The sequence below is a fragment of the Pseudomonas sp. TH32 genome (assembly GCF_016650855.1).
Lineage (GTDB): Bacteria > Pseudomonadota > Gammaproteobacteria > Pseudomonadales > Pseudomonadaceae > Aquipseudomonas.
Window position 1 is genome coordinate 5422685 of record NZ_JAEKFA010000002.1, and the last position, 17838, is coordinate 5440522.

Annotated in this window: 16 protein-coding genes; 6 read left to right on the forward strand and 10 right to left on the reverse strand. The window is 61.2% G+C overall.

The window, feature by feature from the left end; translation table 11 throughout:
- Positions 1 to 65 precede the first annotated feature (65 nt).
- Positions 66 to 1040 carry a LysR family transcriptional regulator gene (locus JFV30_RS28625; RefSeq protein ID WP_169386795.1) on the forward strand — a complete coding sequence of 325 codons (975 nt, stop codon included), beginning with the start codon at positions 66 to 68 and terminating at the stop codon, positions 1038 to 1040.
- Here JFV30_RS28625 and JFV30_RS33330 read toward each other — a convergent pair.
- From JFV30_RS33330 to JFV30_RS28635, 3 genes are all read right to left on the reverse strand, one after another.
- Entirely contained in the window at positions 970 to 1167 is a 198-nt protein-coding gene (locus JFV30_RS33330; RefSeq protein WP_081480060.1) for a PA3496 family putative envelope integrity protein, read from the reverse strand. The genes JFV30_RS28625 and JFV30_RS33330 overlap by 71 nt on opposite strands.
- Positions 1168 to 1388: 221 nt before the next feature.
- Positions 1389 to 2255, reverse strand: coding sequence for a transcriptional regulator HexR (hexR, locus tag JFV30_RS28630; protein WP_010168370.1), 867 nt, complete (start codon positions 2253 to 2255; stop codon positions 1389 to 1391).
- Positions 2256 to 2417: 162 nt separating this feature from the next.
- Positions 2418 to 5291, reverse strand: coding sequence for a GGDEF domain-containing phosphodiesterase (locus JFV30_RS28635; RefSeq protein WP_201125740.1), 2874 nt, complete (start codon positions 5289 to 5291; stop codon positions 2418 to 2420).
- Positions 5292 to 5570: 279 nt separating this feature from the next.
- Here JFV30_RS28635 and uvrD point away from each other — a divergent pair, with 279 nt between their 5' ends.
- The 3 genes from uvrD (at position 5571) to JFV30_RS28650 (ending at position 9362) form a co-directional block, all read left to right on the forward strand.
- Positions 5571 to 7754 (forward strand): DNA helicase II, encoded by a 2184-nt coding sequence (uvrD, locus tag JFV30_RS28640; RefSeq protein WP_003213452.1) that lies wholly within the window; start codon positions 5571 to 5573, stop codon positions 7752 to 7754.
- A gap of 191 nt (positions 7755 to 7945) precedes the next feature.
- On the forward strand, positions 7946 to 8818 hold the full coding sequence (locus tag JFV30_RS28645; RefSeq protein ID WP_010168374.1) for a Tim44 domain-containing protein: 873 nt from the start codon (positions 7946 to 7948) through the stop codon (positions 8816 to 8818).
- Positions 8819 to 8954: 136 nt separating this feature from the next.
- Positions 8955 to 9362: an SMI1/KNR4 family protein gene (locus tag JFV30_RS28650; protein WP_003213456.1), complete on the forward strand. Its 408-nt coding sequence runs from the start codon at positions 8955 to 8957 to the stop codon at positions 9360 to 9362.
- Positions 9363 to 9424: 62 nt separating this feature from the next.
- Here JFV30_RS28650 and JFV30_RS28655 read toward each other — a convergent pair whose 3' ends face one another.
- The gene (locus tag JFV30_RS28655) at positions 9425 to 11188 is read right to left on the reverse strand and encodes a cation:proton antiporter (RefSeq protein WP_010168375.1); all 1764 of its coding nucleotides are present in this window, start codon (positions 11186 to 11188) and stop codon (positions 9425 to 9427) included.
- Between the two features lie 295 nt (positions 11189 to 11483).
- On the opposite strand from JFV30_RS28655, the gene JFV30_RS28660 reads away from it, so the two are divergent.
- Positions 11484 to 11969 carry an acyl-CoA thioesterase gene (locus tag JFV30_RS28660; RefSeq protein WP_003213461.1) on the forward strand — a complete coding sequence of 162 codons (486 nt, stop codon included), beginning with the start codon at positions 11484 to 11486 and terminating at the stop codon, positions 11967 to 11969.
- A 36-nt stretch (positions 11970 to 12005) separates the two neighbouring features.
- Here the strand turns inward: JFV30_RS28660 and JFV30_RS28665 are convergent, their stop codons facing one another.
- Entirely contained in the window at positions 12006 to 13049 is a 1044-nt protein-coding gene (locus JFV30_RS28665) for a hypothetical protein (protein WP_201125741.1), read from the reverse strand.
- 80 nt (positions 13050 to 13129) lie between these two features.
- Positions 13130 to 14002 (reverse strand): pyridoxal kinase PdxY, encoded by an 873-nt coding sequence (gene pdxY / locus JFV30_RS28670; RefSeq protein WP_063033787.1) that lies wholly within the window; start codon positions 14000 to 14002, stop codon positions 13130 to 13132.
- Between the two features lie 117 nt (positions 14003 to 14119).
- On the opposite strand from pdxY, the gene JFV30_RS28675 reads away from it, so the two are divergent.
- The gene (locus JFV30_RS28675) at positions 14120 to 14518 is read left to right on the forward strand and encodes a DUF3301 domain-containing protein (protein ID WP_010168378.1); all 399 of its coding nucleotides are present in this window, start codon (positions 14120 to 14122) and stop codon (positions 14516 to 14518) included.
- On the opposite strand, the gene JFV30_RS28680 is transcribed toward JFV30_RS28675, so the two are convergent.
- From JFV30_RS28680 to dksA, 4 genes are read right to left on the reverse strand one after another with little or no spacing between them, the layout of a single operon-like run.
- Complete coding sequence (locus tag JFV30_RS28680) at positions 14512 to 15474, reverse strand: CobW family GTP-binding protein (RefSeq protein WP_201125742.1); 963 nt, start codon at positions 15472 to 15474, stop codon at positions 14512 to 14514. The two genes, JFV30_RS28675 and JFV30_RS28680, sit on opposite strands and share 7 nt — an antisense overlap.
- Positions 15475 to 15519: 45 nt before the next feature.
- Positions 15520 to 16164 carry a DUF1826 domain-containing protein gene (locus JFV30_RS28685; protein ID WP_010168386.1) on the reverse strand — a complete coding sequence of 215 codons (645 nt, stop codon included), beginning with the start codon at positions 16162 to 16164 and terminating at the stop codon, positions 15520 to 15522.
- Positions 16164 to 17369, reverse strand: a complete 1206-nt coding sequence (gene zigA, locus JFV30_RS28690) for a zinc metallochaperone GTPase ZigA (protein ID WP_201125743.1) — start codon at positions 17367 to 17369, stop codon at positions 16164 to 16166. Before zigA ends, JFV30_RS28685 begins: the two co-directional genes overlap by 1 nt.
- A 27-nt stretch (positions 17370 to 17396) precedes the next feature.
- Positions 17397 to 17801: an RNA polymerase-binding protein DksA gene (gene dksA / locus JFV30_RS28695; protein WP_169386790.1), complete on the reverse strand. Its 405-nt coding sequence runs from the start codon at positions 17799 to 17801 to the stop codon at positions 17397 to 17399.
- Positions 17802 to 17838 lie beyond the last annotated feature (37 nt).

A 17838-nucleotide genomic window follows, 5' to 3' on the forward strand; every position in this document is an offset into this window, starting at 1 on the left:
ATTGGGTTGTGTATAAGTAAAGACTTATAGTCAGCACATCAGGGGTTGGCGGGAAGGCTTTAACAATGCGTAAGTCATTGATGCGCATGACATTGCGTCAATTGCAGATTTTCAATGAAGTCTGTGATTTGCGTTCCTACAGCCGCGCAGCTGAGGAAATGTCACTCACGCAACCGGCCGTTAGCCTACAAATCAAACAGCTGGAAGAGCTGCTTGGCCAGCCGTTGTTCGATTACGTCGGCAAAAAGCTCTATATGACTGAAGCGGCCGAAGCCCTGCAACGGGCCAGCCGGGATATTTTCGGGCGCCTGGAAAACCTCGATATGCAGCTCTCCGACATGCAGGGTTCGCTGCAAGGCCAGCTGAAACTGGCGGTGGAGTCCAGCGCCAAGTACTTCGTGCCGCACCTGTTCGCCGCCTTCAAGCGCCAGCACCCGGAGGTCAACCTGCACCTGACGGTGGTCAACCGCGCCCAAGTGATTCGCCGGCTTTCAGACAACCGGGATGACCTGGTGATCATGTCCATGGTGCCCCAGGACATGGGCCTGGAATTCCTGCCTTTCCTGAACAACCCGATCGTCGCTGTGGCGCCCCACGATCATCCGCTGAGTCATCAAGGGCCATTGCGCCTGCAGGACCTGGAGCCTTACACGCTGCTGTTGCGCGAGCCGGGGTCCGGGACGCGAATGGCGTGCGAGGAGTACTTCAAGGAAAAGCGTGTGCACTTCACGCAGACGGTGGAAGTGTCTTCGGCCGAAGCGCAGCGCGAGTGCGTGACAGCCGGGTTGGGCGTGGCGCTGCTGACGCGCCACGCGGTCAACCTGGAACTGGCCACCGGCGGGCTCAGGGAACTGCCGGTGGAAGAACTGCCGCTGTACCGCAGTTGGTGCCTGGTGCAGGCCAAGGCCAAGCGCCTGTCACCGGTGGCCCATGCGTTCCTGGGCTTTATCCGCAGCGAGCGGTTGCAGATCAGCGCGCTGGCTGAGCGCTTCGCTGGGCAGCCGCGGGTGCCTGCCAATGGAGTTCCGGAAAGTCACTGATGCTCTGCTGCAATTGACGCTGGTCGCAGCGGTCTTCAATTGCACGACGGAAGGCCATGCGGCGCTGGTCTTCCTGTTGGCGACGAGTCTTGACGGTGCTGTTGCTTTCTTCGTATTGCCGAGCCATTTCGAGTCTCCCAATGCGAGTACGGGGAGTTCAGGATGGGCCTGGGCGATGACGGTTTGGCGGCGCGGGGATGACAGGACGATGAATCTTCCGGGGCAGAACCCAATCAAAATGTGGGAGCGGGCTTGCTCGCGAATGCGGAGTGTCAGTCACTGGATACGCTGGCTGGCCCACCGCATTCGCGAGCAAGCCCGCTCCCACATTGGTCCGCGTACAACCTGTCAGTCGTCGAGGGCTTTGACGGATTTGGGCGACAACCGAAGGCTGCGCAAGCTGCGCTTCACGCTCTTGAGGTGGTTGACCAGGCTCGGGCCGCGCGCCATGGCCACGCCCATCGCCAGTACGTCGATCACCACCAGGTGGGCGATACGTGAAGTCAGCGGGGTGTAGATTTCGGTGTCTTCGTGCACGTCGATCGCCAGGTTGACGGTCGACAGCTCCGCCAACGGCGTCTGGCTCGGGCACAGGGTAATCAGGGTCGCGCCGCTTTCACGCACCAGGTTCGCGGTGATCAGCAGATCCTTGGAGCGGCCGGACTGGGAAATGCAGATCGCCACGTCGGTAGGCTTCAACGTCACCGCCGACATCGCCTGCATGTGCGGGTCGCTGTAGGCCGCTGCGGTCAGCAGCAAACGGAAGAACTTGTGCTGGGCATCCGCCGCCACGGCACCGGACGCGCCGAAACCGTAGAACTCCACGCGCTGGGCCTGGGACATGGCGGTCACGGCTTTTTGCAGCTCCACCGGGTCGAGCTTTTCCCGCACTTCCATCAGGGTGTGCAGGGTGGTGTCGAAAATTTTCAGGCTGTAGTCGGCGACGGAATCGTCTTCGTGAATCGCAAACTGGCCAAAGCTCGCACCGGCGGCCAGGCTCTGGGCCAGCTTGAGCTTCAAGTCCTGGAACCCGGAGCAACCGATGGCGCGGCAGAAGCGCACGATGGTCGGTTCGCTGATGCCCACGCTGTGGGCCAGGTCTGCCATGGAACTGTGCATCACAGCCGCAGGGTCAAGCAGCACGTGATCGGCAACCTTGAGTTCCGATTTGCGTAACAGGTGGCGCGACTGGGCGATATGTTGCAACAGGTTCAAAGGGCAGGACTCTTGTTATTGGCGGAGCCAGGGGATGTAGCAAGCTTGTAGTTATACTACAAGAATTGCCGATTTGCCCGTTCGATGCATCACTTAATCGCGCTGTTGCCCGCTGATTCAGCGGGCAGGCCCGATGTAGCCCCGCGTGCGGCTTGGGCTCAACTACAGAAAATTGGCATTTTTTCGTAACAAATCCGCCAGGCCGTCCGCTTCCATCGGCCGGCTGATCAAATAGCCCTGCACCTCGTCGCATTGTTCGGCCCGCAGGAAATCCAGCTGCTGCTGATCTTCCACGCCTTCGGCCACCACCTTGAGCGACAACCCGTGGGCCATGGCGATGATTGCGCGGGTGATCGAGGCATCTTCGCGCCCTTGACCCAGCCCCCGGATGAAGGTCTGGTCGATCTTCACGTAGTCCACAGGGATGCGCTTGAGGTAGCTGAGGGACGAATAGCCGGTGCCGAAATCGTCAATGGCCAGCTTCACGCCCAGGTCGCGCAGTTGCTGGAAGGTCGAGATGATGTGCTCCACGCTGTCGAGCAATTGGCTTTCGGTCAGCTCCAGCTCCAGGTATTGCGGATCCAGCCCCGTTTCTTCCAGCACCTGGCGCACCAGGCTGACCAGCTTGCCCTGGCGCAATTGGTGCACCGACAAGTTGACCGACACACGAATCGGCTCCAGCCCCTGACGCTGCCACTCACAGGCCTGCCAGCAGGCCTGGCGCAACACAAACTCCCCCAGCGGCACAATCAAGCCGGTTTCTTCGGCCAGTCCGATAAAGTCCCCGGGCGGCACCATGCCCCACTGCGGATGCTCCCAGCGGATCAGCGCCTCGGCCGCGTTCAGCTTGCCGCTGGCCAGGCACAATTTGGGTTGGTAGAACACCGCGAGTTGGCGCTCATCAATCGCCTTGCGCAGATGGTTCTCCAACTGCAAACGCTCCAGGGTGCTGGCTTGCAGGCTGTCGGTGTAGAACTGGAAATTATTACCGCCCAGGTGCTTGGCGTGCTGCATGGCCATGTTCGACTGGCTGACCAGTGCGGAGATTTCCCGCGCATTATCGGGCAACAGGCTGACGCCCATTGAGGCACTGACCACCAGCTCGTGCCCTTCCACCGTCACCGGCACCCGCAACTTGGCCAGCAACCGCGTGGCCACCCGGGCCAGGCTCGACAGGTTGCCGTAGGCGTCGAACAGCACCGCGAATTCATCGCCTGAAAGGCGCGCGATGGTGTCGGCTTCGGGCAAGGCATTGATCAAGCGACGGGCCATTTTCTGCAATAACTGGTCGGCCACTTCATGGCCGAGGCTGTCGTTGAGCAGCTTGAAGCGGTCGAGGTTGATGTGCAGCAGGGCCAGGCTGCGGCCGCCCTGGCGCACACGCTGATGGGCTTCGCGCATCCGCTCGCGGAACAGCGAACGGTTGGCCAGCCCGGTCAATTCGTCATAGTGCGTGAGGTAGCGCATGCGCTCTTCGGATTCGCGCCGTGCAGACAAATCGGCGAAGAAGCCCACGATATGGCTCACGTTTCCCCGAATATCGCGCACCACGTTCAATTGCAGCCACTGTGGGTAGAGTTCGCCGTTCTTGCGGGTTTCCACCAATTCGCCCTGCCAGGTGCCGTGGCTGAGCAACGCCTGGCGGATCACCGGGAAGTGGCGGCGTGCGTCCCGGCTGCTGGGCAGCTCGACAACATTGCGGCCGATCATGTCGTCAATGTCAAAGCCGGTGACGCGGCTGAACGCCTGGTTGACTGCGATCAGCACGTAGTCCGGGTCCAGGATCACAATACCTTCGCTGGCGGCCTCAAACACCGTCGACGCCAGGCGCTGCTGTTCCTCCACGGCCTTGCCGGCGCTGATGTCACGACGGGTGCCAAGCATCCGCGTCACACGCCCGCTGGGGGAACGCTCCACCGCGCGGCCACGGTCCTGAATCCAAACCCAGTGGCCATCGCCATGGCGCACCCGGTATTCAACAAGGTAATCGTCGCTGCGGCCTTTAAGGTGCTCCACCAGCGCGCGCTTGAGCAGCGGCAGATCATCCGGGTGCAGCCGCGGCTTGAGGTGGCTGAGCATCGCCGTAACGTATTCCGGCTCCAGGCCGAACAGCTCTTTGAGTTGGGTGTGGTGGACCTCGTCGGTTTGCAGGTTCCAGTCCCACAGGCCCAGTTCGCTGGCCTGCAACGCCATCGCCAGGCGCGCTTCGCTTTTGCTCAGGGCCAGGCTGGCGGCGTCCAGCTCCTGGCTGCGCTGATCGACGCGGTGTTGCAGGCCGATCTGGGCCTCGCGCAGTTCCTGCTCGACCTGGCGCCGCTGCTCCACTTCGCGCACCAGTTCCTGATTGAGCTGCTCGCTGCGCTGTTGAGACTGCTGCAAATGTTCGATCAACGCCTGGTTCTGGAAACGCCGCAACAGCCCGCGCTGAATCAGGCGATTGACCTGCCACGCCACCAGGCTCAGGGACGCCAGCAAAATCAGGCCCAAAAAGCCCCAACCCTGCTGCTGCGGGTCGCCGCTCCAGAACAGATAGATAATCGCCGGCACCAGACAGGGCACGGCAAACGACAGGAACGCCGGCAGGCTGACCGCATAGGCAACGCTGGCGGATAAAGTCGCCGCCCCCAGCAGGCCGAACACCCAGGCCTGCTGCGCGAAGCTGTCCACCGGCACCAGGGCGATGGCGGCGCTGGCCAATGTCAGGCCGCTGACTGCAGACCCCAGCATGAACATGCGACGCCAGATCGGCTGCGCCTGGCGGCTCGGCATCGCGGAATCAAACGCCGCCACTTGAATCACCCGCAGGGCCACCAGCGCCAGCAGCCACACCAGCCAAATGCTGTCCAGCAGGTAGCGCTGCGGGCTCCAGAGCAACCAGGCGCAGACCAGTCCGTTCACCAGCATTAATAAGGTAGGCAGCAGTGAGCCCTGGTAAAGCAGGCGCGTGCGCTCGACCGCCATCTCCATGGCGTAGTGTTTGCGGATAACCTGCGCCGGCGCCACCGAGGGGCCAGCCAGGTCAATGCTAAGGGTCATAGGCAGTGTTCTTATAATGGTGAGCCCGAAACGTGCACGGAGCATACACAAGCCAGCGCCCGGGCCAAACTGCTCCACGTCATTAAAATATCGCAATAATCAGCCGCAAACCTTGGGGCCAGACGGCTCGAGTGAGACAGGACGCGGGCTGTGGCCAATGACCGACCGGTCATCACCGGGGACAGATTGTTTGCCTGCCGGGCATAGCCTGTCGGGTTTTACATCGACCATCCGGCATTGGGATTTGCCCGACTCCCCCGGGCACCCTAGAATGCGCCGATGCGCGATGATCTCTCCCTTTTGCTGAACTCCCTCAACGATGCCCAACGCCAGGCCGTAGCCGCCCCCGTTGGCCGTCAGTTGGTCCTGGCCGGTGCTGGCTCCGGTAAAACCCGAGTGCTGGTGCACCGTATCGCCTGGTTGATCCAGGTCGAGAACGCCTCACCTCACTCCATCCTGTCGGTGACCTTCACCAACAAGGCCGCTGCCGAGATGCGTCATCGCATCGAGCAGTTGATGGGCATCAGCCCGGCCGGCATGTGGGTGGGCACCTTCCACGGCCTGGCGCACCGCCTGTTGCGGGCCCATTGGCAGGAAGCCGGGTTGAGCCAGACCTTCCAGATTCTGGACAGCGACGACCAGCAACGCCTGGTCAAGCGGGTGATCCGCGAGCTGGGCCTGGATGAACAACGCTGGCCGGTGCGTCAGGCCCAGTGGTTTATCAATGGCCAGAAAGATGAAGGCCTGCGCCCGCAACATATCCAGGCCAGCGGCGACCTGTTCCTGGCCACCATGCGCAGCATTTATGAAGCCTATGAAGTGGCCTGCCAGCGCGCCGGCGTCATCGACTTCTCCGAGTTGCTACTGCGTGCCCTCGACCTGTGGCGCGACAACCCGGGCTTGCTGGCGCACTACCAGAAACGCTTCCGGCACATCCTGGTGGACGAATTCCAGGACACCAACGCCGTGCAGTACGCCTGGTTGCGCCTGCTGGCAAAAGGCGGCGACAGCCTGATGGTGGTCGGCGACGACGACCAGTCGATCTACGGCTGGCGCGGCGCGAAAATCGAGAACATCTACCAGTACAGCGACGACTTCCCGGACGCCGAGACTATCCGCCTGGAGCAGAACTACCGCTCCACCGCCGGGATCCTCAAGGCCGCCAACGCCTTGATCGCCAACAACACCGGGCGCCTGGGCAAAGAGCTGTGGACCGACGGAGGCGAAGGCGAAGCGATCAACCTGTACGCAGCCTTCAACGAACATGATGAAGCGCGCTACGTGGTGGAAACCATCGAAAGCGCCCTGAAAACCGGCCTGGCCCGCAGCGACATTGCGATTCTATATCGCTCCAACGCCCAATCGCGGGTGCTGGAAGAAGCCTTGCTGCGCGAACGCATTCCGTACCGCATCTATGGCGGCCAGCGCTTCTTCGAACGCGCCGAAATCAAAAACGCCATGGCCTACCTGCGCTTGCTGGAAGGCCGTGGCAACGATGCGGCGCTGGAGCGGGTGATCAACATCCCGGCCCGCGGCATCGGCGAGAAGACCGTCGAAGCGATTCGCGACCACGCCCGCCACAGCGATGTGTCGATGTGGGAAGCGATGCGCCTGCTGATCGCCAACAAGGGCCTGACCGGCCGCGCAGCCGGCGCCCTGAGCGTGTTTGTGGAATTGATCGAAAACCTGGCCGCCAAGTGCATGGAAATGCCCCTGCACCTGATGACCCAGACCGTAATCGAGCAGTCCGGCTTGATCGCGTACCACGAAGCGGAAAAAGGCGAGAAAGGCCAGGCCCGGGTAGAAAACCTTGAGGAACTGGTCAGCGCCGCGCGCGCGTTCGAAAACACCGAAGAAGACGAAGACCTGACGCCATTGGCGGCATTCCTCGGCCACGCTTCGCTGGAAGCCGGCGACACACAGGCTGACGAGCATGAAGACAGCATCCAGTTGATGACCTTGCACAGCGCCAAGGGCCTGGAATTCCCATACGTGTTCCTGGTGGGCATGGAAGAAGGCCTGTTCCCCCACAAGATGAGCCTGGAAGAGCCCGGCCGCCTGGAAGAGGAACGCCGCCTGGCCTATGTGGGCATCACCCGGGCCATGCAGAACCTGGTGATGACCTACGCCGAAACCCGACGCCTGTACGGCAGCGAGACCTACAACAAGGTGTCGCGCTTCGTACGTGAGGTGCCAAAAGGGCTGATCCAGGAAGTGCGCCTGTCCAACAGCGTCAGCCGACCGTTCGGCGGCGGCCAGCAGCAGAATTCCAGCAGCATGTTCGCCGGTTCGGAAATCCCCGAGACACCGTTCAGCCTTGGCCAGCAGGTCAAGCATGCGATCTTCGGCGAGGGCGTGATCCTCAACTTCGAAGGCGCCGGCGCCCAGGCCAGGGTGCAGGTGAACTTCGCCGAAGGCAGCAAGTGGCTGATGATGGGTTACGCCAAGCTCGAAGCAATCTGAAACAACTGTAGAACATGAAGGATGTTGGCCACCCCTTGTATTTGGCAGGGGTGGGGCCAATATCTGTAATAAGTCCTACAGACGATTCGGTGTTGGCCCTACGCAAAAGCCCGAAACACTATGCCGCTAGCCACTGCCATCACACCTGTGCAACATGGCGCGCGTGCAATCCACAAATGGGAATTCCCTTTATGAAACGTTTTCTTAGCATCGCCATGGCGTTGTGCATCGGCCTGACGATGAGCCTCGACGCCAACGCCAAGCGCTTCGGTGGCGGCAAATCCATGGGTTCGGCGCCGAGCCACCAGACCAGCCAAATGGCCCCATCCGGTGGCGGCATGGGCGGCGCAGCTGCGACCGCTGGTGCTGCCGGTGCCGCAGGCGCTGCTGCCAAGGCTGGCGGTGCTTCGCGCTGGTTGGGCCCTCTGGCCGGTATCGCGGCCGGCGGCCTGCTCGCCTCCATGTTCATGGGCGGCGGCTTCCAGGGCATGCAGATCTTCGACATCCTGATCATGGCGGTCATCGCCTTCCTGATCTTCCGCTTTATCGCCGCCCGTCGCCGCAAGCAACAGGAGCACCTGGCTCCAGCCGGCGCGCCGATGCAGCGTGAAGTGTTCGAGCAAAAGCCAGCCCTGAACTCGATGTTTGGTGGTTCGGCTGCACCTGCCGCTGCTCGTCCGGTGATCAATGCGCCAGCCTGGTTCAACGAAGAGCGTTTCGTCGAAGCCGCACGTGGCCACTTCCAGGCCCTGCAGCAACACTGGGACGCCAACGAAATGGACAAGATCGCCGAGTTCGTGACCCCGCAATTGCTGGAGTTCCTCAAGCGCGAACGTGCCGACCTGGGCGACGGCTTCCAGTCGACCTACATCGAAGACCTGAAAGTGCAGCTTGAAGGTGTGGACGACCGCGCCGACAAGACCATCGCCACCCTGACCTTCAGCGGCGTGTCGAAGACTTCGCGTTTCGACCAGGGCGAAGTGTTCAGCGAAAGCTGGAACATGGAACGTCCACAGGGCGAAAACCAGCCTTGGCTGGTCGCCGGTATCCGCCAGAACGGCTGATCCCTGCTCGCTTTGAGTACGCAGTAACAAAAACCCCGGACTTGTCCGGGGTTTTCTATTTCACGGTTGCACTTATAGCGAGCTACTGTATAAAACGCCCCTATAAACCGCGCCATCTAGCAAGAGGATCCCGGCCGTGGAAGAAGTTATCGAACAATTGCGTGAAGCCAACGAACCGGTACCGGTTCCTCTGGAGCTGCCTGACGAAGACCAACTGGTGGAAATCGAGGAACAACTGTTCATCGATATCCCGTTCGTCTTCCGTGAATTTTTGCTGACCGTCAGCGATGTGGTCTACGGCAGCCTGGAGCCGGTGACTGTCACCGACCCACAGTCCCACACCTACCTGCCGGACGTTGCCGCCAACGCCTGGGACGCCGGTGTTGACCGCAGCATGATCCCGATCTGCCAGGACGGCGACGACTACTACTGCGTCGAAGAAGACGGCACTGTGGTGCTGTGGTCCGGCGAAGAAGAACTCGTCACCGAAGAAACCTGGGAATCGGTGTGGCACTGGGCGCGGGACGTCTGGCTGGAAAGCTGAGACCGGTTACCTGTGGCGAGCGAGCTTGCTCGCGCCGGGCTGCGAAGCAGCCCCCAGCCTCATCAGTGCTCCGGCGTGTCCTTGTGGTTATCCAGGGTCTCCAGCAAGGCGACCTGCATCCGCGTATGCACGCGGATGAACCAGCGCCAGAGCACGGCGGCCACTGCGGCCGTCACCACCGCGATCAGCACCAGCAACTTGTTGGTCGGCAGGATACTGGCCGACAAGGCTGCCAATAGCAGGAAAATCACCAACAGCGACAGAATCGGGATCACTTCGGCGATCACCCGTCGTACTCGCTGCGTGTGGCGCCCGGCCATTTCCGGCTTCACGCTCATCTCTGCCAGCAACATCGACAGCGCCTTGAGCTTGCGGTACGCCGCAATCAAAAACGGCAGCGACAGCAGCAACGCCCCACCCCAGATCAACGCCTTCTGCCAGCTCGGATCGCTGACCCAGCCTTCCAGATAACTGCCAATGCGCGCCGCGAAAAAACTGCCGGCAAAGAAGATCGCCACCACCAGCGCCAGGTTCACACCCACCTGCAAAATGATCTTGCGGATCATCGACGCCAGCATCGCGCCCTCGCCTTGGGGTTGAATACTGCGCAACCACTCGCCATACATCCCGAACACCCGGCTCAAACGCTTGGGCATCACCGCGGCGATCTTCAGCGACAGCGGGTCGGCACCACGAATCAGATACGGCGTGAGCAACGTGGTAATCGCTGAAACAGCCACCGCCACCGGATACAGGAAGTCACTGGTGACCTGCAACGTCATCCCCAGCGCGGCGATGATGAATGAAAATTCGCCAATCTGTGACAGGCCCATCCCCACCCGCAATGAAGTGCGGCCATCGTTACCCGCAATAAACGCCCCAAGGCCGCAAGACAACATCTTGCCCAGCACCACGGCCACGGTAATCACCGCAATCGGCCAGGCGTATTGCAGGAGGATTTGCGGGTCGATCATCAGGCCGATGGCGACAAAGAAGATCGCACTGAACATGTCGCGAACCGGCTCGATCAGGCGCTCAATCTTCAGCAACTGCCGGGACTCGGCCATGATCGCGCCGATCAGGAACGCCCCCAGCACCATGCTGTATTCCAGCTTGACCACCAGCAGGCAGAAGCCGAAACACAGGCCCAGCACGGTGATCAGCAGCATCTCGTTGCTTTCGAACCTGGCCACATACTCCAGCAGGCGTGGCACCAGCAAAATCCCGATGACCAGCGCGACAATCATGAACAGCGAGAGCTTGCCGACGGTGGAAAACACCTCGCCGGAGCTGACCGTGCCGCTGACGGCGATGCTCGACAGCAAGGCGATGATGCCGATGCCGAGGATGTCTTCGACGATCAGCACCCCGAAAATCAGCTGGGCAAAGCGCTGGTTTTTCATCTTCAGGTCGTTGAGCGCCTTGACGATGATGGTGGTCGAGGAAATCGCCAGGATCGCGCCGAGGAACAGTGAGTCCATGGTGTTCCAGTCGAACCAGCGGCCAATTTCATAGCCGATCCAGATCATCAGGATGATTTCGAGGAACGCCGCGATAAATGCGGTGGCGCCAACCTTGAACAGCTTGCGCAGGCTGAACTCCAGGCCCAGGCAGAACATCAGGAAGATCACCCCCAGTTCGGCCAGGGTCTTGATGGTGTCTTCGTCGTGGATCAAACCAAACGGCGGGGTGTGCGGGCCGATGATGAAGCCGGCGACGATATACCCCAACACCACCGGCTGCTTGAGCCGATGAAACAGGATCGTCACCACCCCGGCCACCAGCATGATCACGGCCAGGTCCTGGATAAAGCTGATGGCGTGCATGGCGAGGGGCTCCTTGAGGGGTGCTGGCGCTTTTCCCATTTCCACGCATTCGCCCCGAAAGGTCGCAATGAACGGAAAGAAAAGTCTGCCTTGATCGTAAGAATTGCCCTTGAGGCGGGCTTTTGAAGGGTAACACCGCGACTTGCGACAGAAAGCCGGTGCAATATATGGAAACAGATCGCCCCTGGCGTGACGGCAAGCCGGGCCCCAGCGTCCCGTTATGAATGGCTCTGCAAAGATTCCAGCACCCGCAGAGGTGCCTCCCCACCCAATGCCTACAACCCGTGAGTGTGCTATGGAACCCGGAAACGCCCAGCTGTCGATGACAGTATTGATGACCCCTGACATGGCCAACTTCTCTGGCAATGTGCACGGCGGCACGCTGCTCAAGTACCTCGACGAAGTGGCCTACGCCTGCGCCAGCCGTTATGCCGGCCGCTATGTGGTGACCTTGTCGGTGGACCAGGTGATTTTTCGCGAGCCGATCCATGTCGGCGAGCTGGTGACCTTTTTGGCCTCGGTCAACTACACCGGCAACACGTCGATGGAAGTGGGGATCAAGGTGGTCACCGAGAACATCCGCGAGCGCTCGGTGCGCCATACCAATAGCTGCTTCTTCACCATGGTTGCGGTGGACGACCAACGCAAACCGGCCGCCGTGCCGCCGCTGCAACCGCAGAACAGCGAAGACAAGCGCCGGTTTGTGCAGGCTCAACAGCGCCGGCAGATTCGCCAGGAGCTGGAGAAGCGCTATCAGGAAATCAAGGCAGACGGGCCGTAAGAGCCCGCCGCTTTCTTTGCAGGAGCAAGCTCTCTCCTACCAGTGCCAGCAATCGTTAAAGCGCGTACACACATCAAAGCGCTGGTCCAACTGGGCCATGCGCTCCATGTGGTGGTTGATGGTGTCCAGCGCCACGCTTTTGCTGGTGTTCATGTAGTACCGAAGCATGTACTCGTCGCTCGCCGTAATCCGCTGGCGTACAGCGTCGTCCGTCGGCTGCAGCCACTGCTGCAACATGGCGTCATCAGTGCTGCGCAGGCGCAGGCGGTACACATCGGTATACATGCCCAGCGCCCGCGCCTGGCGTCCGGAAGCTTCGTCACTAAACTGCTTCAGGTTCTGCCGGTACTGAGCCCAGTAATCATCCGGCAAGGTGAGCGTGCCCATCAATGCCTTGCGCTTGGCGATCAGTTCGTCGATTTTTTCCGCTGAAAACGTCGGACTATCAGCCTTGGGCGGGTCCAGCGTTGTGATCGCCCGGGCGTTTTCCGCGAGGATGCGGTCAATCAGCACCGTGCGCTGCGCAGTGTCGGGCAACGGCTTGGCAAATATCGGACTTTGACCCTGGCAAACCGGGAAACCCGTATCAAACACCGGCTGCGGGATACGCACATCTTTACCGTCAAATCGGCTCAGACGCTGGAACAACGTGCTGCAACGGCCGCGCTCCATATCAAAAGTCACTTCATATTCCTCGCCCGCCTTGGGCGTGAAGCTGAAGGTCTTGCCGCAGATGTAGGAGCCACCGTTGGTGTTGATCGCCAACATGGTTTCCTTGCCGGGTGCCAGCTTGACCTCCAGCATGCCCCGGGCCTTGGCCGGAGGCGGCACGAGCATGTCGGCCCGGCGCTTGGTGTCCACCACCAGGAAGTTGTTGAGCATGCCCGTGTTCTGGCCCGTGCAGTGTTGTGCGTCGTAGATATCGAGGGTGGTATTCGACGTGTTGGAGATGAACCGCAGCTTCGCCGCGTCGGGCGCGCTGGCATCCGTATAGGCACCGTGGATACTGCATCCGCTGAGCAGAGATGCCAGGGCCAGGGCAGCCAATGCCCGTGACGAATGAAACAGGGATAGCGACATGATCTTCCTTGATGAACGCAGGGGCAAAAAGACGGCCGATACTACCGGACGCCCTCTGCCTTGCTCAATCAGGAATTTGCCTACAGCCCTATGGGCGTTGCCTCAAAGCGTACCCGCGGATGGGCAATCCGGTCCTGGGCGCGCACCAGTTCCAACTCGTAGCTGGCGCACGCCTGGGTTTCCAGCAGCACTTCGTGCACCGCCGCGGCCGTGAACTCAAAGGCCGCCACCAGGCTGTCGCCCAACAACACCCGCGCCAGGAACAGGCCCGACGTCAGGTCACCCACGCCCACCGGCTGGCGCGGGAACGCCAGCAGCGGCCGGCGCAGGTGCCAGCTGCCTTCGGCCGTCACCAGCAACATCTCGAAGCCGTCCGGCAGTTTGCCGGGGTAATCCAGGTGTTTGACCAACACCGCTTTCGGCCCACGGGCCAACAAAGCACGGGCCATGCCCAGGCAATCGAACAGCGACTGCGGCTTGCGCCCGGCAAAGCTGTCCAGCTCCAGCTGGTTGGGGCACAGAAAGTCGGCCATGGCTGCCGCTTCGTCCAGCAGAAAGTCGCTGACCTCCTGGGGCACGATGCAGCCTTTTTCCGGATGGCCCATCACCGGGTCGCACAGGTACAGGGCCTTGGGGTTGATCGCCTTGATCCGCGCCACGCCGGTAAGAATCGCCCGGCCCTGGGCCGCGCTGCCCAGGTAACCTGACAGCACCGCATCACAGTTGCCCAGCTCGCCAATCGCCGCAATGCCTTCCACCAGCGCAGGAATTTGCTGCGGCGCCAACACTTCTCCCGCCCACTGACCATACTGAGTGTGGTTGGAGAACTGTACGGTATTGAGCGGCCACACGTTGACCCCGACCCGTTGCATGGGGAACACGGCGGCGCTGTTTCCGGCGTGGCCAAAGACCACATGAGACTGGATCGCAAGCAGATGGGGCGTACGTTTCATGCAGGGGATTTCCGTAAAGCCGTTGAAATTCTGGCTGCGCAGTATGCGACTAAACGCGGCCTGTACGACAGACCGGAGACGCAGTTAAGCTGGCCATACTTTGTTGGAGTTCATCGAATGCTGACCCTCGGAAATATCTTCGTGCTGATGCTGCTGGCGACCGGTGCTGCCTGGCTGTGGCACAACCACGGCCTGCGCGAGCGGGCGCTGGAACGGGTCAAGCAGCACTGCGCCAAGCTCGACATCGAGCTGCTCGATGGCGCTGTGGCATTGAAGCGCATCGGTTTTGTGAAGGATGCCAGCGGTCGGCGGCGCCTGGCGCGAATCTACAACTTCGAATTCACCGTGACCGGCGAAGCGCGGCACCCGGGGACCATCACCCAATTCGGCGCCCACAGCGCGCAAATCGAGCTGGCGCCCTACCCGTTCGAGATCAAGACGCCGCTGCCCAGCGCCGAGATCATCGAGCTTAGCCAGTGGCGCCAGGAGCACGGCAACAGCAAGACCCGTCACTGACGGCAAGCGGCTAACGCGTCCTGCAATTGCGCAACATCCTGCGCTTCACTGAAGATCAATTCGATACGCGAATCCCGGCGCCACTCGCTGGGTTGCCAGGCTAACGGGGCGTTATCCACAGCGTTGGCCGACACCCAACCCTCCAGGCTGTGGATAACCAGTTTCGCCCGTCGCCAGGCCAACGACGCCAGCCAGTTTTGAAGGCGCCGTCGGTCGAATTGTTGGCCAGGATGCCAGCGCCAGCCAATGCTCCAGCCACCTTCCTGGCCTTGGCTGAGGCAGATCGGCAATGCAGGGTCCGTCCAGATTGCCGGCATTTGCCCTACGCCTTTGGGCACGTCGAAGTTATCCACAGCCGCTGCGGCCTGGGCGTTCAAACCCGGTAATTGCGCCAGGGGCAACTGTGCCTGCTGCGTCCAATAAATCGGCCGGTCAGGCAATTGCCCTTGAACCGCCAGGCGCTGCGCGTCACTCAGGGTTTCATTCTTGTTTAATACCAGCAGCCCGGCACTGGCCAAGGCTTCACGCTGGGCCTCAGGCAGGGGCTTACTCGCGGCCAACGCCTGGGCGTCGAGCACCAGCACGCACGGCTGCACCGCCAGCACCTGCTGCCAGGGCGCTTCCCGCAGTTGCTTGAGCAACTGCGCCGGATGCCCCAACCCGGACGGCTCGATAAACAGCCGGTCGGGCTGGGCCTTACGCAACAAACGGCCCAGCCCTACCTGGAAAGGCGCCCCGTTGACGCAGCACAGGCAGCCACCCGCCACTTCACCAAGGGCAATACCGTCGTCATCACGGGTCAGCAACGCGGCATCCAGGCCAATCTGCCCGAACTCATTGATCAACACCGCCCAACGCTCGTTGGCCGGACGCTGGGCCAGCAGGTGCTTGATCAGGCTGGTCTTGCCGGCGCCCAAGGGACCGGCAATCACGTGGGTAGGTATGTTCTGCAGCATGGCGGGCATCATTCAGACCGTGTAGAGAGGTTTGATCCTACCCGGTTACGCCAACCAATCCAGCGTCAGAATCAACCGTCGCTCATCCGCTGGCAACGGCGGCGAGCGATGGATCAGGCCAAAGCCTTCGTTGCCGTGCCATTTTTCGCCTTTGAGCAAAGCCACTTCACCACAGTGGATTTGCTCAATGCGCTCTTGCGGCTCCGCGCTCGCCTGGCTCAGGTGCCGCCGCTCCATCACGCCTTCGCGCAACCACTGGCTGCCGATGCCGGCGTAGGTAGTGATCAGCCGAACCGGTACGTGGTCCACGTGAAAACGCGGGCACATGGCCTTGTCCAACAACCGCAAACGCACGCCGATGCGCTTGGCACCCAGCAAACAGGCAAAGGCGCTGATCAGCCACGACACATCGGCAATAAAGCCTTCGTAGCCTTCAAGGTCTCGGCAGCCTGCTGCGAAGTCCTGCAAGTTGGGCGCGGCGTCTTCAGTGTTCAGCTCAACCACCAGCGACTCGGCCAGCGGCTCATTGAGCGCCACCAGCAACGCGCCAAACTCGGCGATATGCAGAGGCAACTGGCGCTGCCACACTGCAAGGTTTACGCCGTCCTCAAGGATATCCGTGAGCACGGCCGGGGTTTCGCCGTGGATCTGGCGAATCACCGGGCGCAGTTTCAGGGTCGGTGCCAGCATCAGGCTGCCTCGTCGAACCAAGGGCCAAAGGGATCAGCCAACAAGCGCCAACCTTCGACACCCGTGGCCATTTCATCGTCGGTCAGCAGGCAGGCGTCGAGCTCGGCAGTCATCTGCGCGAAGTCGATGCTCTGCCCGATAAACACCAGTTCCTGGCGGCAATCGCCAGTGCTCAGTTGCCAGTTTTTCATGATCGCGGCGATACCTTCCTCGTCCTGCGGCCACTGGGTTTTCGGCACGAAACGCCACCAGCGCCCGGCAAAACCATGGCGCATCAGGCCGCCGGCCTGGGACCAGCTACCGGCGTCCTGGTGTTTACTGGCCAGCCAGAAAAAGCCCTTGGAGCGCAGCAGTTTTCCATTCACCCAGGGCCGATCGATAAAGTCGAAAAACCGCTGTGGATGGAAGGGGCGGCGGGCACGATAGGCGGTGGAAGCGATGCCGTACTCTTCGGTTTCCGGCATATGCTCGCCCCGCAGTTCCTGCAACCAGCCCGGCGCCTGGGAAGCGCGCTCGAAGTCGAAACGACCGGTATTGAGGATCTTCGCCAGCGGCACTTCGCCCATGACCATCGGGATGATTTCCGCCTGCGCATTCAGGCGTTCGAGGATCGCCATCAACTCCTGGCGCTCGCTGCTGCTGATCAGGTCGATCTTGCTGATCAAAATCACGTCGGCAAATTCGATCTGCTCGATCAGCAGGTCGGTGATCGAGCGCTCGTCTTCCTCGCCCAGGGTTTCGCCCCGGGACGCCAGGCTTTCGGCAGCCTGGTAGTCGAGCAGGAAGTTCATGCCGTCGACCACGGTGACCATGGTGTCGAGCCGGGCGATGTCTGCCAGGCTCTGGCCTTCTTCATCACGGAAGGTGAAGGTTTCGGCCACCGGCAGCGGTTCGGAGATGCCGGTGGATTCGATCAACAGGTAATCAAACCGACCTTCCTTGGCGAGCTTTCCGACCTCTTCCAGCAAGTCTTCGCGCAAGGTGCAGCAGATGCAGCCGTTGCTCATCTCCACCAGTTTTTCTTCGGAGCGATTGAGGGTGACGTCGCGCTGGACCTCACTGCCGTCGATGTTGATTTCACTCATGTCGTTGACGATCACCGCCACCCGCAGGTTTTCGCGGTTGCGCAGGACGTAGTTGAGCAGCGTGCTTTTACCGGCGCCGAGAAATCCGGACAGCACAGTAACGGGGAGACGATTGGGCATCAGGTGTTCCTCATCAGGGTTGGCCGGTCAAATCGCCCGTTGATGGCGTTCGCGCAGCTCTTCACGTTCTTTGGCTTCGATACACAGAGTGGCCGTGGGGCGCAGCAACAGGCGCTTGAGGCCGATGGGCTCGCCGGTTTCGCGGCACCAGCCGTATTCGCCGCGGGCCAGGTGCTCCAGGGCTTCGTCGATCTTGTCCAACAGCTTCTTTTCACGCTCCAGCAGGCGCAGTTGCCATTGGCGCTGTTCTTCAGCGCTGCCGACATCGGCGGGGTCGCTGTTGGGTTCCTGTTCGCGCAGCACCATGAATTCAGCGTCGATGCGCGTTTGCAGCTCAGTGCGCTGGGCCAGCAACAGCTCGCGGAAGAACCCTTGCTGGGCTTCATTCATGTAATCGGCGGACGGTTGGGCGAGAAGGTCTTGTTCGGTCATCGGAGAAGGTTCACGGGTCAGGCTGTTTTTTAATGTT